This is a genomic window from Mucilaginibacter gossypii (assembly GCF_900100945.1).
GTDB classification, from domain to species: domain Bacteria; phylum Bacteroidota; class Bacteroidia; order Sphingobacteriales; family Sphingobacteriaceae; genus Mucilaginibacter; species Mucilaginibacter gossypii.
On record NZ_FNCG01000009.1, the window covers coordinates 175,110 to 189,112 of the forward strand.

The 14,003-nt window shown below is 42.7% G+C and carries 15 protein-coding genes and 1 tRNA gene; 7 read left to right on the forward strand and 9 right to left on the reverse strand.

The genetic code is table 11. The annotated features are described in order from the left end of the window. Window positions 1–81: 81 nt before the first annotated feature. Window positions 82–960 (reverse strand): universal stress protein, encoded by an 879-nt coding sequence (locus BLS28_RS17365; RefSeq protein ID WP_091170107.1) that lies wholly within the window; start codon window positions 958–960, stop codon window positions 82–84. Window positions 961–1,508: 548 nt separating this feature from the next. Between BLS28_RS17365 and queD the strand changes: the two genes are divergently transcribed. Together queD and adhP are read left to right on the forward strand one after the other, a co-directional pair. Further along, the gene (gene queD, locus BLS28_RS17370; RefSeq protein ID WP_091170109.1) at window positions 1,509–1,865 is read left to right on the forward strand and encodes a 6-carboxytetrahydropterin synthase QueD; all 357 of its coding nucleotides are present in this window, start codon (window positions 1,509–1,511) and stop codon (window positions 1,863–1,865) included. A 156-nt stretch (window positions 1,866–2,021) separates the two neighbouring features. After that, window positions 2,022–3,056, forward strand: coding sequence for an alcohol dehydrogenase AdhP (adhP, locus tag BLS28_RS17375; protein ID WP_091170112.1), 1,035 nt, complete (start codon window positions 2,022–2,024; stop codon window positions 3,054–3,056). Window positions 3,057–3,144: 88 nt separating this feature from the next. On the opposite strand, the gene BLS28_RS31390 is transcribed toward adhP, so the two are convergent. Next, window positions 3,145–3,267: a hypothetical protein gene (locus BLS28_RS31390; RefSeq protein WP_256337470.1), complete on the reverse strand. Its 123-nt coding sequence runs from the start codon at window positions 3,265–3,267 to the stop codon at window positions 3,145–3,147. A 76-nt stretch (window positions 3,268–3,343) separates the two neighbouring features. Between BLS28_RS31390 and BLS28_RS17380 the strand changes: the two genes are divergently transcribed. Next, complete coding sequence (locus BLS28_RS17380) at window positions 3,344–4,033, forward strand: OmpW/AlkL family protein (protein ID WP_091170115.1); 690 nt, start codon at window positions 3,344–3,346, stop codon at window positions 4,031–4,033. A gap of 108 nt (window positions 4,034–4,141) precedes the next feature. Here the strand turns inward: BLS28_RS17380 and BLS28_RS17385 are convergent, their stop codons facing one another. From BLS28_RS17385 to BLS28_RS17395, 3 genes are read right to left on the reverse strand one after another with little or no spacing between them, the layout of a single operon-like run. Beyond that, entirely contained in the window at window positions 4,142–4,345 is a 204-nt protein-coding gene (locus BLS28_RS17385; protein WP_143020799.1) for a hypothetical protein, read from the reverse strand. Further along, complete coding sequence (locus BLS28_RS17390) at window positions 4,323–4,637, reverse strand: hypothetical protein (protein WP_091170121.1); 315 nt, start codon at window positions 4,635–4,637, stop codon at window positions 4,323–4,325. Before BLS28_RS17390 ends, BLS28_RS17385 begins: the two co-directional genes overlap by 23 nt. A gap of 58 nt (window positions 4,638–4,695) precedes the next feature. Next, window positions 4,696–5,139, reverse strand: coding sequence for an Hsp20/alpha crystallin family protein (locus BLS28_RS17395; protein ID WP_091170123.1), 444 nt, complete (start codon window positions 5,137–5,139; stop codon window positions 4,696–4,698). A 584-nt stretch (window positions 5,140–5,723) separates the two neighbouring features. On the opposite strand from BLS28_RS17395, the gene BLS28_RS17400 reads away from it, so the two are divergent. Beyond that, window positions 5,724–6,134 (forward strand): cupin domain-containing protein, encoded by a 411-nt coding sequence (locus tag BLS28_RS17400; RefSeq protein WP_091170126.1) that lies wholly within the window; start codon window positions 5,724–5,726, stop codon window positions 6,132–6,134. Window positions 6,135–6,218: 84 nt separating this feature from the next. On the opposite strand, the gene BLS28_RS17405 is transcribed toward BLS28_RS17400, so the two are convergent. From BLS28_RS17405 to BLS28_RS17415, 3 genes are all read right to left on the reverse strand, one after another. Beyond that, window positions 6,219–9,857, reverse strand: a complete 3,639-nt coding sequence (locus tag BLS28_RS17405; RefSeq protein ID WP_091170129.1) for a family 78 glycoside hydrolase catalytic domain — start codon at window positions 9,855–9,857, stop codon at window positions 6,219–6,221. 148 nt (window positions 9,858–10,005) lie between these two features. Further along, entirely contained in the window at window positions 10,006–11,082 is a 1,077-nt protein-coding gene (locus tag BLS28_RS17410) for a YncE family protein (RefSeq protein ID WP_218134452.1), read from the reverse strand. A 212-nt stretch (window positions 11,083–11,294) separates the two neighbouring features. After that, complete coding sequence (locus BLS28_RS17415) at window positions 11,295–11,942, reverse strand: RNA polymerase sigma factor (protein ID WP_091170132.1); 648 nt, start codon at window positions 11,940–11,942, stop codon at window positions 11,295–11,297. Window positions 11,943–12,060: 118 nt separating this feature from the next. Between BLS28_RS17415 and BLS28_RS17420 the strand changes: the two genes are divergently transcribed. The 3 genes from BLS28_RS17420 to BLS28_RS17430 all read left to right on the forward strand — a co-directional run bounded on the left by BLS28_RS17420 (window position 12,061) and on the right by BLS28_RS17430 (window position 13,315). Beyond that, window positions 12,061–12,432, forward strand: a complete 372-nt coding sequence (locus tag BLS28_RS17420) for a hypothetical protein (protein WP_091170138.1) — start codon at window positions 12,061–12,063, stop codon at window positions 12,430–12,432. Between the two features lie 208 nt (window positions 12,433–12,640). Further along, window positions 12,641–13,027, forward strand: coding sequence for a VOC family protein (locus BLS28_RS17425; protein WP_091170141.1), 387 nt, complete (start codon window positions 12,641–12,643; stop codon window positions 13,025–13,027). Window positions 13,028–13,072: 45 nt separating this feature from the next. Further along, on the forward strand, window positions 13,073–13,315 hold the full coding sequence (locus tag BLS28_RS17430; RefSeq protein ID WP_091170144.1) for a hypothetical protein: 243 nt from the start codon (window positions 13,073–13,075) through the stop codon (window positions 13,313–13,315). A gap of 336 nt (window positions 13,316–13,651) precedes the next feature. Here the strand turns inward: BLS28_RS17430 and BLS28_RS17435 are convergent. Further along, window positions 13,652–13,724 (reverse strand) — tRNA-Gly (locus BLS28_RS17435). Window positions 13,725–14,003 lie beyond the last annotated feature (279 nt).

A 14,003-nucleotide genomic window follows, 5' to 3' on the forward strand; every position in this document is an offset into this window, starting at 1 on the left:
GAGTATCATTTTTCACAGCTTAAAACAAAGAGTAACACACGTTGCTATCCGATCTTATACGCTCACTCCCATCCCCTGTTTTTAGAAATGCAGCGGTGGAAGCCCCTCCGGCAACACCAGCAGAGGTATTTCAATATGATGCGAAAGTTTTTTAGTGTAACTGATGCCGAACAGGCGCTCAAGCGGGTTAACTTTACGGTGCACCATCACCAGCATATCAATCACTCCGTGCTCGCTAAGCCAATCGAGCCCGCGCATTATACCCGTACCTTTAATGTGCCTGTAATAAATTTTAGGATAGTTGGCTTTACAGGTAACTTCATTTAAAAAAGCTTCAACCTGCTGTTTTTCATCTCCTGTTTCGTACTTCTCGTCGGTTACATGGGCTATCAATAGCTCTGCATTAAAATAGCGTGCCAGGCTTGCCACCGAATGGATCATTTCTATATCGCTGCTGTTCAAATCGGTAGCAAAAGCTATTTTTGTTACAGGGTGATATTTTGCTTGCGATGGTATAAGTAAAACCGGGAAGGCGGCATCGCCGATCATGTCCTGTGTGTTGCTGCCTAAAAAAAATCTGCTCATAGCTCCTGCTCCCGACATGCCCATAACAACCATTACGCTTTTTTCTTCATCTATTTTGCCTGTTACTACATCAACTACCTCGCCTACGTCGCAGTACGTTGTAATAACATTATGGCCTGACGCCGCTTTAGCGTAAGGGCTTTCCTGTTGTAAGGTTACAGAAAGTTGCTCCAATTCCTTATCTGCATCTGCTTTGAGCGACGTATAATCCTCTAAAGGCCAGGCTACTTGCGCTGCCATGGGCGTTTCTGAAGGTATTTTGATGGCATGACATAATATTAAACCTGCTTTGATATTTTGCGCAAGGTTTATAGCATAGCTTGCCGCGTTTTTTGCAGGTCCCGAAAAATCGGTGGGTACTAAGATTGTTTTCATGTTTAAAGGATTGATTAATTGATATGGCTGATATTTTTTATGTTGTGGTTCGCTATTATAGAGCTGGCTTTCAAACAGGCTATTAAGGTTATATGTCGTTATATTTAAGTGCCCGTCGACAATAGCCCCTGTATTATCATCATTTTTTGCAGGTGTGTTCTAAAAACAACAGGTATATCATCGCTTTCATATATTTTCATAACATCGTTATTGATAATGTAAAGTTGGAGCGTACCGGGTGTTAAAATAGTGACGATTGTCATTTATCAATCTGATTGTCAACATCTATAAAACAACATCTACCCCAAAAAACTAATAAGGAAAAAACTATTTACCAGCGTGAAAAACTTGTACCGAATTATGAACTTGCGGACACGGGCAAGTACCACGAAAAATCATTACTGCCGGTATAGTAAATATAACCCAGAGATATTTTAACCAATGCGCGAGTGATTTCAATCAACGAATAAAGAAATACAGATCATTTTATTAAAATACTTTCCGCGCTTCTTTTGCCCGCAAACTAAAAATCGCAAAAAGCGTATTATATGATCGTTTACAAAAGCTTCACTTTTGATTCTGCACATTTTTTACCCAACGTTCCGCTGCACCACAAATGCAGGAACATACATGGCCATACCTACCATTTAACAGTTTATTTTGAAGGCGAGGTAACAAGCCCCGAAGGATGGGTGCTTGACTTCGCCCTGATCAAAAACGCGGTTAAACCAATAGTTGACCAGTTGGACCATACCATTCTGAACGAAGTCCCTGGTTTGGAAAACCCCACGGCCGAAAACCTGGCCATATGGATCTGGAAAAGCATAACCGACAAATTGGATGGGCTTAATAAAATTGAATTGAAAGAAACGCCGACATCCGGGGTCATTTATGAAGGAAAATAGCGTAGTTATCTTTCCCATTTTTTTAGATCTCCGTGCAGTTTCCCCAGTTGAATGCCCCATATCACCACAGCAGGTGATTTTGATCACTATTTAAGCCGCTAAATTCCGCAAGCTTTGCATTAATAAAAAAATCATTAGTCATAAGCCATTGAAAATATGATACCTAAAAAAATGAAAGCCGCCGTAGTGCACGAATTTGGCCAGCCTTTGCAAATAGAAGAAATGCCGGTTCGCGAGCCGGGCCAACATGAAATACTGGTTAAAGTAATAGCCAGTGGTGTTTGCCATACCGACCTGCACGCGGCAGACGGCGACTGGCCGGTTAAACCCAAAATGCCACTGATCCCCGGCCATGAGGCTATTGGTTATGTAGTAGCGCTTGGTCCTGATGTTAAAGGCCTGAAGGAAGGTGATATTGTAGGTGTACCCTGGCTGTACAGCGCCTGCGGATGCTGCGAGTTTTGTATTACCGGTTGGGAAACCTTATGTAACGACCAGAGAAATGGCGGCTATAGCGTTGACGGCGGTTATGCGGAATATGTAGTGGCCGATTCCCGTTATGTTGGGCATTTCCCGGCAGGCTCGGATTGTACCGCGATGGCACCGATCATTTGCGCGGGTGTTACCGTTTACAAAGGCCTTAAAGAAACGGAAACCAAACCGGGAGAATGGGTAGCTATTTCCGGCATAGGTGGCCTTGGGCACTTAGCTGTACAATATGCCAAAGCCATGGGCATGCATGTTGCGGCTATTGATGTAGACGATACAAAACTGGAATTAGCTAAAAACCTTGGCGCCGAGCTGATCGTTAATGCCAAAACTACCGACCCCGGCACGTTTTTACAAAAAGAAACAGGGGGTATGCACGGCGTGTTGGTTACCGCTGTATCACCCATCGCGTTTAAACAAGGTATATCCGCGTTAAGAAGAAAAGGGACTATCGCGCTGAATGGATTACCGCCCGGTAGTTTCGACCTCCCCATATTTGAAACCGTACTGAACCGCTATACCGTCAGGGGATCAATTGTAGGTACTCGTAAAGATCTGCAGGAAGCCATCGAGTTCGCCGTGGAAGGAAAAGTTAAAGCCACCATACATACCGCAAAATTAGAGGACATAAATACAGTTTTGGCCGACCTGAAAAATGGTAAGGTAGATGGCCGGATTGTACTTGAAATAGCTACACCCTAATCTGCAAATAACAAAAACTTTTACGGCAGGCCGGGCCAAACTGCTCATTGACGCAATATACCGTGCCTAAGCGCCTACTCAAACTAAGTTACTTTAAAAAGATCCGCTCCCTGGGCGGGTCTTTTTTATTGCGGGCAGCATCGGTATTATGCTCGCTTCCGGGTCGCCATTCCAGTGATAAACCGGGTAAACGCGAAATGATGAGTATCATGAGAACAACTGTTTCCGGTCAGGCAAAGTCTATCACCTGCGGGATACATTTGCCCCATAATTTAATACAAATCATTATGAAAAAGATTTTCTTTACTACTTTGATCTTATTTTTATTAAGCGGGATAACCGCTTTCGCTCAGCAAAAAAATGAATGGGATATCCGCCTCAGGGCAATTGGGGTTATCCCCCAGGAAAGTGCGACGATAGGCGTTATCGGCGGAGACATAAACATTTCCAATACTGTTGTTCCCGAGCTCGATTTTACCTACTTTTTTGCCAAAAACTTTTCTGCAGAATTAATCCTGGCGACAACAAAGCACCAGGTAAAAACAAAAGGATCCAACCTGAGTGCTATTGGTGCCGGCTCTTCGGCCGATGTTGATCTCGGTAAAGTATGGTTGCTTCCGCCTACGCTTACTTTGCAATACCATTTGCCCACAGGTACCCTTTTTAAACCCTATATCGGCGCGGGGCTTAACTACACTATTTTTTACAATGCCGATAAAGGTTCAACCGTAGGCGGCATTGATTACAACAACAGTTTTGCTTTTGCAACTCAGTTGGGTGCTGATTTCGATATCAGTAAAAAAGTATTCTTGAATATTGATCTGAAGAAAATATTTCTCTCTACCGATGTAAAGGTTGATGCATCCAATTTAACGCCTGCGGGCAAACCCGAACTTGCGCCGGTTTTGAAAAACATACCGGCCGATGTAAAAATCAGGCCCTGGATAATCGGCGTAGGTATGGGTTACCGTTTTTAATCCACTTGCTGCAAAAACGCCCCGTGGAAACCTGGAGTACGAAGACTGCACCCAATCAGGAAAAAAATACGATTTCACGAAGTTAAGAGCAGAACAAGCGTGTCAATGTTATATCGCCCAGTCATCGCTGTCTGTTTTGTTTATACGAAAAAGAATGCCCGATATCCAAAGCAAGGCGCCGGTGAGCAATAATTTCTGATTCATTTCGGGCAAGCGGTGACCTGGGCTGGTTAAACATAAAAACAATTCTGTCAATAACACCAGTATCGTGAGCATGCCGATGAGCATTTCACTCCATTGTTGCCTGTCCATATCCGTTAAATTCTGTGAGGTTTTTCTGCCGGAAGATACCCCGGACAATCAATTTGATAGTGCAGGTTAGCTCCTCAAGTGTACAGGATATCGACTTGATTTTTACCGGGATTTCATCCGTCGTTTCCATCAGGTCGATATGCAGTAAATCAGAGCTCAAAGGTTCCCTACCCTTAAAGTTGTCAAAAAGCAGGTCGGCGAAATTTCGGTCATTACCTAAAAAATACTGTCCATAACTATCAAATCCTGCCGGTGTTCTAACGCTCAGCAAAATATAAAACCCGAGTTCCATAGCTATAAATTAAGAGGCTCCTGCTTTAACAGGAGCCTCATTTAAAAAACTATCCCACTTATTTAATGTCAATTTGCCTGCGTATAGCCTTAGCTTCTTCGCGTTTAGCAATATCGATCTTCAGGACGCCGTCTGTATAAGACGCCTCAATATTTTCGGCGTTGGCGCTGTCGGGCAACGTAAACGAACGTACAAATGAACTGTAACTATACTCACGTTTACTGTAATTTTTTTGAACGTCGCTGCTTTCGTTTTGTCGTTCTACCGAAATGTGCAGCACATTGCGATCAAGGTTAATCTTGAAATCTTCTTTTTTCAGGCCGGGCGCAGCCAGTTCAACATGATAATGATCCTCGGTTTCGCTGATGTTAGCTGCGGGAACGCGCGCTACCAAGCGGTCATTGAAAAAAGAATCGTTTAAGATTGATTCAAAAACATCATTAAATGACGGTAATAACGAACTGTTATTCTTTTTGTCGGCATTAAATTTAACCAATGTCATAGGTCTTCCTCCTTAAATAAATTAATGATTAAAACTTATATTAATTAAACCGGTTCATTTAATTCAAAGCTAATGCCAGTAGAGTAAACACTTGAGATCACTGAAAAAATTTCACAAAAAATGCTTTTTTTTCAGTTCGACCTGACAAATATTCAATATACCATTGCTTTTAACATTAGCATTAAAGCAAAGCAACAATGGTTGATATTTTCACGACGTATGCCGCTTTGTTTAAGCTAAAAAGCATTGATAGAATTGCGGTAAATTAAAATTCTCTTCGTTCTTTGGACTTAAAACAATAGCTATTTTATTTTGGTTTAAACATTACGCAGCATGCCTGCTTTCGCACTCATCTTTTGAGGAACAGCATCGATTCCCGAAAATATTATCTATCCTGGTCGAAACATTGTTAAAAACCTGTCAGTACATAAAACTGGCTTGCACAACAAAATCCGGGTTCAAAAAACGGCTATTTCGGTATAGCGAATGTCTGCATGAACGATGATTTAGTCCGGTTCATTGATATGGCAATTGCTAAAGGATGGGTGAGGCTGTAGTTTTACTAAAAATTAAAACCAAAAGCTATGAAAACTAACAAAAACAAACTGGCTACCGCCATTATTATCGCAGTTCTTGCAGTACTTACACTTCCATCATCTGTCCTGGCTCAGCAAACCGTAGCAGGCCGCACAGAGTTACAGCGACATGACCTTAGTATTCCCGGCCGTGAAATGGTACAGGTACGCGTAGATGTTGAAAAAGGAATGTCATTCCCGCAGCATACACATTTCGGCGAAGAAATTATTTATGTACTTGGTGGGTTACTGGAATACCAGGTAGCAGGCCAACAACCGGTGACGCTTAAAGCCGGCGACGTTTTATTTATCCCTTACGGAACCGTGCATTCGGTGAAAAATGTAGGAACCACCAAAGCGAGTGAGCTTGCTACCTATATTGTTGAAAAAGATAAACCACTTGTTACACTGATCAAGTAAGGTTCATTATAGATTTTGGAAGTATCGATCCCCAACTTAATAATCATTGCGATCAATACTTCCAAAATTGCTTCGGGCATAGCTTTATAAGCTTGATGTAAACCGGTAAGCTCCCGGCATCAAGCGATAAATTGCTTTGTTTCCTTCAAACCCGATAAAGCTGATACCCTTTGCCCCTGCCACAGGCTTACCACCTTCAGTTATGCCTTTAACAGTAACTGCCGGAAGAAACAATGTAGCTGAGGTATTCGCCGGAACAGTTGCATCATAGGTCAATGTTTTACCGCTTACGGACCAGCTACTGTTTATCCGTCCATAAGGTGAATCATAAGATCCTTTAGCCCAGGTCATCTCCCCGGTGGGGTCGGGCTCAGGCTGCAAAATAAATTTCTTAAAACCAGGTTCATCACGCTGAATCCCGATAGAATAAGCAATCATCCATTGACCAACAGCACCAAATGAATAGTGGTTAAAAGAGTTCATGCTGTTATTACCGCCAAAGCCGTTTTCTACAGTATATCCGTTCAGCCTTTCCCAAATAGTTGTAGCGCCCTGGTCAATAGCATACAGCCATGACGGATAATGCTCGTTCTGCAACATTTTATAAGCAAGGCCCGAGTGCCCGTTATCTGAAAGAGCTTTACTGATCGCGCCCGTACCTACAAATCCGGTCATAAGAGAATAAGCAGGGCGGACAATCCCCTGGTCATCTTTATTCTCGTGTTCAACGGCAGCCTCAAGGTTCTTTGCCATATAACTGATATTTTCGTTGCTAAATACGCCAAGTGCCAAACCTGTTGCGTAGGCCGTTTGCGTATCCGAAACTTTAAACTCTTTTTTGCCGGGCTCGCCAAACATCCCACCACCAACAACACCTACGGCTTTTTTATCAGCGTTAACAAATGTTTTGTTGAAGAAGGCTTTTCGCTCTTCATATTTTTTCCTGAATTTCTCAGCATCATCTTTCTTTCCTAAAATAGCGGCCACCTTTGTCATAATGCCCAAATCATAAACATGATAAGCTGTAACCGGGAAAGCAGTACCAAGCTGCATATATTGTGGTCCAAGCCAGTCGCCCAGCACACCATCCGTACTGAAGCCGGTTTTAGGATCAATAGTTGAGTCGATGTAATCCATATACCTGCACATGGCATCATAATGTTCGGCAAGTAATGATACATCATTATATTGCTGGTAAGTTTCCCAGGCCACGGTGATGCCTGCACTCCCCCAGATCACACCACCAAAGCCACCGCCAACTGGTGCTATATCGGTAAATCGCCCTTGCTCAGTTTGCAAATCACGCATGGCCAGCATATGCCTGCGCAGAAACTGATCGGCATTGGATACATAAGTTGCAGTACGCGAAAAAATACTGATATCGCCCGACCAGCCCATCCGCTCATTCCTTTGCGGGCAATCGGTTGGTATAGTAAGGAAGTTATCGATGTTTGACCACGTTAGGTTGGACCATAGTTTGTTCACCTTTGGATTAGAGGTAGTGTAATTTGCAGTGAGTTTTTTTACGGAACTTATAACCAGGCCCTGTACATCCTCTAACGGCAGCGGCTTGTCAATGCCGGTAATTTCGATATATTGATAACCATGCGATGTAAAATGCGGTTGGATCACCTGATCGCCATCCTTCATGATATAAAGATCCTGACTCAGCGCTGCGCGGTAATTTTCGGTCATAATCATACCGACATTTTTACCAGACTCCTTCAGGTTTGGATACAGGATTTCGGCATAACGCAAGGTCAGTTTTTTTCCAGAGATACCATTTTTGATGCTGATCTTGGGCACACCTACAAAATTCTGTCCCATGTCATATACATAAACACCTTTTCTAACTTCCCTCACTCCTTTAGCAGTAAGGGTTTTATAAATTCCTGCCGATGTTCCGATCTGCCCGATCATCGAAATATGATCAAAATCCAGCGGGATCTTTTTCCCGAAATAGTCAACGTCATCCCCCATATATGTTGTTCCTTTTAGAGATACTTCCTGCGCCTTTTGCCAGTTATGATCATCATAAGCTACCGTGTTCCAGTCTTTAACTGCAACTTCCTTTGTGGCATCGTCAACCTCGCCCATATCCAGGCTGCTGTAAACAACAGGACCATCGTTAAAATATTTCCAGTTTTTGTTATTGGTTTTGATCACCTCCTGCGAACCATCAGTATAAGTAATAACCAGCTTAGCTAACAAGGATTGCCTGTCGCCAAAATGGTTCCAGACCGAGCCGTAGCTCAACAAACCGCTCCACCAGCCTTCGCCGAGCATAGCACCAATAGCGTTTTTCCCTTTACTTACCATACCGGTTACATCGTAGGTTTGATAAAGATGAGTTTTGTTATATTGTGTAAGGCCGGGGTTGTAATAATCGTTACCCACCCGTTTACCGTTAAGATAGATTTCATAAATCCCCCTTGCCGTTACATAAAGCCTTGCCTGCGAAATACCTTTATCGGCATTAAAAACCGAGCGCAGCATAGGCATAGCGTTATGACTGGGATCGGCAAGGATAAATGCGCCCGCACTTCCGCCGTCTACCTCATATTTCCCATCTTTTATAACTAAACCGGATGAAGGAGTAATAACAGCTTCTTTAAAAATCCCTTTGTAATTATTTTCTTCGGGCTTTTCGCTGAATAAATTGTTGCGCGGCGACCTGAAATTGGAAACCGTCAGCTCAGAAAATTCGGCTTTCTGACCTTTATCTACAGAAAAACCTATCTCTCCAAGCATTCCAAAAGAGATTACATCACGGCGGCCAAGCGGATTAAGTGTTATCACGGCGTCGCGGTTTGCAGGCACAGGCTGGGCTATAGCAGTTGCATCTTTCTCATCGGCTAAAAATGTTTTATTATCATCAACAGTGAATGTAAGTGTACCAAGCTCATTATTGATCAATATGGAGTGTTGTTTGTTCTTATTACCGTTGCCAATCAGGTCGGTTTTTATTGGGAAGCTTTTAAATACTTTATCCAATGTATCTTTTTCCGAATACCCTGCTCTGTATACGTTGATCCGTGCATTGCCTCCCTGATCCAGCCCTGAAATATCCACCTCTACTTTAAAATAAGATTGGTTCTTTTTATTGGCAAGCTGAAAAATATTCCTGTTACTGTTCATCAGCCGTGGGTCATTAGCGGCAAAAATCAGGCTTGCCCTGGAGCTCCCCGGAGCGATAGCCACTTTATATTTCAGGTTATACAGCGGCAGGTAATGTGCATAAAGCACCAGGTCATTATCTCCTCCCCCTATCCATTGCGCGCCATCCCATGCCGACATTCCCGTGTCCATGAGCCCCGTTTCAAACCAGGAGCCCGAGGAAGAAACACCGCCTGCCTGATCCCAAACAGTTACCGTCCAGCTATAGCGGGTTGCGGCTTTAAGCGGCGAGCCTGCGTAAACCACAGCTAAGGCTGTTCCGCTTTTTATTCTGGTGCTATTCCATACCACTTTTCCCTGTGCATCTTTTACGATGATCTGATAAGCAACCTGGTTATAGCCTCTCGATCCTTCAGGGGCCAGCATTTGCCAGCTAAACCGGGGCAGTTTAACATCAATCCCAATAGGATGGTCAGTATATTCCACCTGCAGGTTAACTATCCGGGTCCCTTTTACAGCACCGTAAAGGTTAATTTGTATAAATGAAAATAACAGTAATAAAATCAGGATAGCCGGTTTAACTATCGGGGCAGGATTTTTTGTCATAATTGGGTTTACAGTAAAAATAATTGGTACAGCAATATGCTAATAAAATGATACTTAACTGTCCCTTACTTACCCCTTTGATTGTAAATACTTTTTTATACGACTAAAAGCAGAATACGAAGCCTAAAGCTAATAAATTATCACGGCATCAACGCCTCACCGCCCAGGCCAAACCATCAGCCCCGCGAATATCAATATGCCCGGCCACTTCTAATTTATTGAGATCGATCACTGCCACATAATTATCGCCGGTGCAGCCTATGAATGCACGTGATCCGTCATCATCAACCAGGATGCCGGCCGCGCCATGCCCTGTATTTATACGTTTCAACTCCTGGTGCGATACTGCATCAAAAATAAACAGGTCGCCAGTGCGGAGGCTCGTAACCAGAATACGTTTACCATCCGGCGTGAACTTAAGTCGGTTGGCACCCGTTACCTTTGCATCAATTGTGGCAGTTACCTTTTTGGTCGCGATATTGATGATCGAAATATTGCCATCCTCAGCACCTGCAGTCCATAATTCGCGCCCATTGGGTGATAGATCAAAGCCCTCAGAACCTTTAGCTACCGGGATAACAGTTTGCACCCAGTCATGGCGTGCCGGAGGTGCAAAACCGCCCGGAGGCCCCGTTGGCTTCAGCAAACTATCCTCCAAAATGCTTACCGTTGCTGAAGATACATTTGTGGTGAACACCTTTTTCCCATCATCGGTTACATAGATCATGTGCGTTCTATCCTGGCCTGTTCCCATGGCCCAGTCAAATTTGCCGGTTGCAGGATCATAGCGGCCAACAGCTTTAGCGCCTTCGGCCGAGAACCAAACTTTTCCTCCTGCAAATGTGAGTCCATGCGGCCCCATCAATGGTTTGGTATCAATGGCGGGCAGCGCTTTTTGCGCCACAAGATCAATTACGCTCAGCTCGTGCAGGCTTCCTCCACCGTAGATGGAAACATAAGCCGTCTTTCCATCGGCTGAGGCAATAACTTCATGAGGATCGGAACCCACGGGCACGCGTGCAATAACCTTTAAAGTCAGCGGGTTGATGATCGCCAAATTATGATCGCTTTTTGAAAGTGCAAGTAAAACCCGTGAGGGTGTGGCCTGCGCTGAACATTTGTTTGAAATAAAAACCATCGGAATCCATAATATGCTTACGACGAGTAATTTGACCATGTCAAATCTCATCGCTTTAAAATTGGGGGCGAATGCTGTTTTATTCATGCGGTTTACTAATTGAAGGGCGGTTTATAAGTCGTTTAAAAGTAACGAAGCCGATCATTAAGAGTGATCTCTCCTTAAAACAAATATACTGATCCCGGCTTTGCTATCTCCGCCAGTGGCAAACAAATCGACGAAGACCAGATTGTTACCCATCGCGGTTTGTTTTTAAAAGATTAACCATAGTAAAAACAAAATTTCTGGTAACATTATTATCAACCGGCATTGATTTTATGCATCACATAATTAACGATCACATCACAACGAGTAAGGTTAAATTCCAGAAGTTCTCCGGGCTGCCAATAACTATTTAACTCGGTGCGTAACATTTCTTTGGCCCGGTTCAATCTTATTTTAACATTAGACTCCCCTATTTCCAGCGCTTCCATTGTTTCATTAGTGGTCATTCCCTGTATCTCCCTCATTACAAATACCAACCTGTATTTTTCGGGGAGCGTTAATACCGCCTTTTCTAAAATAGCTTTTAATTCTTTGTTCATAAGATTATCTAAAGGTGTTTCAGGTTGGTGATCAATGCGAATATGTTCGGTAAGTGTTTTTTCTAATTGAGCTTTCCTCTTTTTGTGCAACAGGCTCTCGTTAATCAGGATCCGGATTAGCCAAGTGCTAAAACTCGATTGATGTTTGAAATTAGACAACTGGCGATAGGCGTTCAGGTAGGCCGTTTGCATAATGTCTTCAGCCTCCTTATCGTCGTTAATGATGGACATGCTGATCCTATACAATCTTTCGTTGAATTTGCGCATTAGTTTTTCGTACAAATGCTTTTCGCCATTAACTACTCGTTTTACAATCTCCTCGTCACTGAAAGTATCTGTCATATGATCGGCAGGTGGGTTCATAAAATATGATTTATATAATAGAGCACTGTAAAGCTAAAGGGTTACAGATTACCTCTAATTAAACTTTGTAACCCTTTGTTCAAAGGCAATCTCTAATGGATATTAATTCAAAATAATCATGGAAGATCAAACTAAAAACACTCAAACTCTTTTAAAGTTTACTTATGGTTTAGTGCCTGTTGTAGCGGGAGCCGACAAATTCACCAACCTATTGACTGATTGGTCACATTATCTCAATCCAACAATTAAAGCCATGCTTCCTTTTGGCGAACATGTATTTATGATGATTGTTGGCATAATTGAAATTGTGGCCGGAATATTAGTGCTTTTTAATCCTCAAAAAGGAGCTTATCTTGTTAGTGCCTGGTTAGTATTAATCGCACTTAGTTTATTGGCAAGCGGCAACTATTTAGATGTGGCTGTGCGTGATATTGTAATGGCCATCGGCGCCTTCTCATTAGCAAGACTATCTACTATAGCCAAAAATTAATATCATAAGCACTTTACAATTACTGTGTTGTACAATTATTTATAACGGGCCATAAAGGACATTACAATGCAAATCTGTCGGGTAAGACTTATATCCGACAGACTTATTTTTATGTTCACATTATTCAGTAAGGAGAACCATATTTCACATATTGCCAATCCAGTACCTGCTTCATATATTTATACATGCGGTCTTGTAAAATCAACTTATGAATCAGCCACATATAGCCGGCATTGCTCCATTCTTCATTGTACGCAATGTCACAACGGCAATATCCTTTTATCTGGAGAAACTCGGTTTTGATACCGTTTTCCAGGAGCCAGATCACGATCCGTTTTTTGCTATTGTACAGCGGGATGGGGCAATGATCTTCCCGAAATCTGTAAGCGGGGATCCGCTTCCGAACTACAAGCAAGCCCCGGATGCCCGGTGGGACGCATATGTTAGTGTACCTGAGCCGGATACGCTGGCCGCAGAGTTTATATCGCGCGGTGCTAGTTTCACTGTACCACTACAAAATACTCCTGATGGCTTGCGCGGCTTTGAATTGGAAGACGCTGACGGTTATATTTTATTTTTCGGTCATCCACGTTGATAGAGATAGTTACTAAACAGGTATACTTTTTGCAAAAGGTATAGCATGGATCAAAATTATTTACTGAACTCCATAGATGGGGTCGACGTTATCTTAATTCCCGGTTCAGGCAGTAGCGTCTGCGTTTTCGAACCGGAAACGCAAACCAGTGCGGGTTCGTCCCAACTATTGCGGGCCACAATACTGGATAAAGAACTGGTTTTTCAGCCCACAGGCAACAATATTATTTCAGAAGATGAGCTATTAAAAGTTATCCGCTGGTACAGTTACCGCAAAACTTTTTCCTGAAATATTGAGGCAATTTTTACAAGCAAACAGCCTTTGTGCCCGCCCATAAGCTCAATTAGCGTATATAAACTTTCCCGAACCGGGGAAGAATTAACCCTGCCATGATGCTGCCTCGGCCAACCCTCATTATCTATCTTCATTGTATTGATATTGTTACAGATAGGCTTTTACTAAAATGATCTCAACCCAATTGGAAGCAGTAAAAACGCAGCTATTGCTTTGGGTTAATTTAAGCATTTCAAATTTCTGCCCAGTCTCCAATTATTACTTTATTGGGGGGAATAGATGATATAGAAGTATAAAAAAAGCCTCTCCCTGAATAGGGAAAGGCTTAAGAGCGAAAGACGAGATTCGAACTCGCGACCCCGACCTTGGCAAGGTCGTGCTCTACCAACTGAGCTACTTTCGCGTTGGTGGCCGCAAATATATAACTTCCACCAGGTGCTGGCAAAATATTTTTAAAAATTTCGCAAATTAAATTTAACACATTTTTAATCAAATATTTACACCTATCGCCACACCTGTTATGGTTTGTAATTGATGTCCGTGTAAGAAACAGGCACTTAGAAAAGGGCAAAGAAAGTACTTAATTTATCCGTTTGGGTGTGTTTTATTTAAAGTCGTTTTCTAATATGTTGACAAACAGTTTTCAGCACTATCGCACCTAATTATTAAATTTGAAGATAAT

What these genes read in the sequence shown, in the direction of transcription:
- BLS28_RS17365 (WP_091170107.1), bottom strand. Translation starts at nt 960, where the DNA reads ATGAAAACAATCTTAGTACCCACCGATTTTTCGGGACCTGCAAAAAAC.
- queD (WP_091170109.1), top strand. Translation starts at nt 1,509, where the DNA reads ATGATCGTTTACAAAAGCTTCACTTTTGATTCTGCACATTTTTTACCC.
- adhP (WP_091170112.1), top strand. Translation starts at nt 2,022, where the DNA reads ATGATACCTAAAAAAATGAAAGCCGCCGTAGTGCACGAATTTGGCCAG.
- BLS28_RS31390 (WP_256337470.1), bottom strand. Translation starts at nt 3,267, where the DNA reads ATGATACTCATCATTTCGCGTTTACCCGGTTTATCACTGGAATGGCGA.
- BLS28_RS17380 (WP_091170115.1), top strand. Translation starts at nt 3,344, where the DNA reads ATGAAAAAGATTTTCTTTACTACTTTGATCTTATTTTTATTAAGCGGG.
- BLS28_RS17385 (WP_143020799.1), bottom strand. Translation starts at nt 4,345, where the DNA reads ATGGACAGGCAACAATGGAGTGAAATGCTCATCGGCATGCTCACGATA.
- BLS28_RS17390 (WP_091170121.1), bottom strand. Translation starts at nt 4,637, where the DNA reads ATGGAACTCGGGTTTTATATTTTGCTGAGCGTTAGAACACCGGCAGGA.
- BLS28_RS17395 (WP_091170123.1), bottom strand. Translation starts at nt 5,139, where the DNA reads ATGACATTGGTTAAATTTAATGCCGACAAAAAGAATAACAGTTCGTTA.
- BLS28_RS17400 (WP_091170126.1), top strand. Translation starts at nt 5,724, where the DNA reads ATGAAAACTAACAAAAACAAACTGGCTACCGCCATTATTATCGCAGTT.
- BLS28_RS17405 (WP_091170129.1), bottom strand. Translation starts at nt 9,857, where the DNA reads ATGACAAAAAATCCTGCCCCGATAGTTAAACCGGCTATCCTGATTTTA.
- BLS28_RS17410 (WP_218134452.1), bottom strand. Translation starts at nt 11,082, where the DNA reads ATGAATAAAACAGCATTCGCCCCCAATTTTAAAGCGATGAGATTTGAC.
- BLS28_RS17415 (WP_091170132.1), bottom strand. Translation starts at nt 11,942, where the DNA reads ATGAACCCACCTGCCGATCATATGACAGATACTTTCAGTGACGAGGAG.
- BLS28_RS17420 (WP_091170138.1), top strand. Translation starts at nt 12,061, where the DNA reads ATGGAAGATCAAACTAAAAACACTCAAACTCTTTTAAAGTTTACTTAT.
- BLS28_RS17425 (WP_091170141.1), top strand. Translation starts at nt 12,641, where the DNA reads ATGAATCAGCCACATATAGCCGGCATTGCTCCATTCTTCATTGTACGC.
- BLS28_RS17430 (WP_091170144.1), top strand. Translation starts at nt 13,073, where the DNA reads ATGGATCAAAATTATTTACTGAACTCCATAGATGGGGTCGACGTTATC.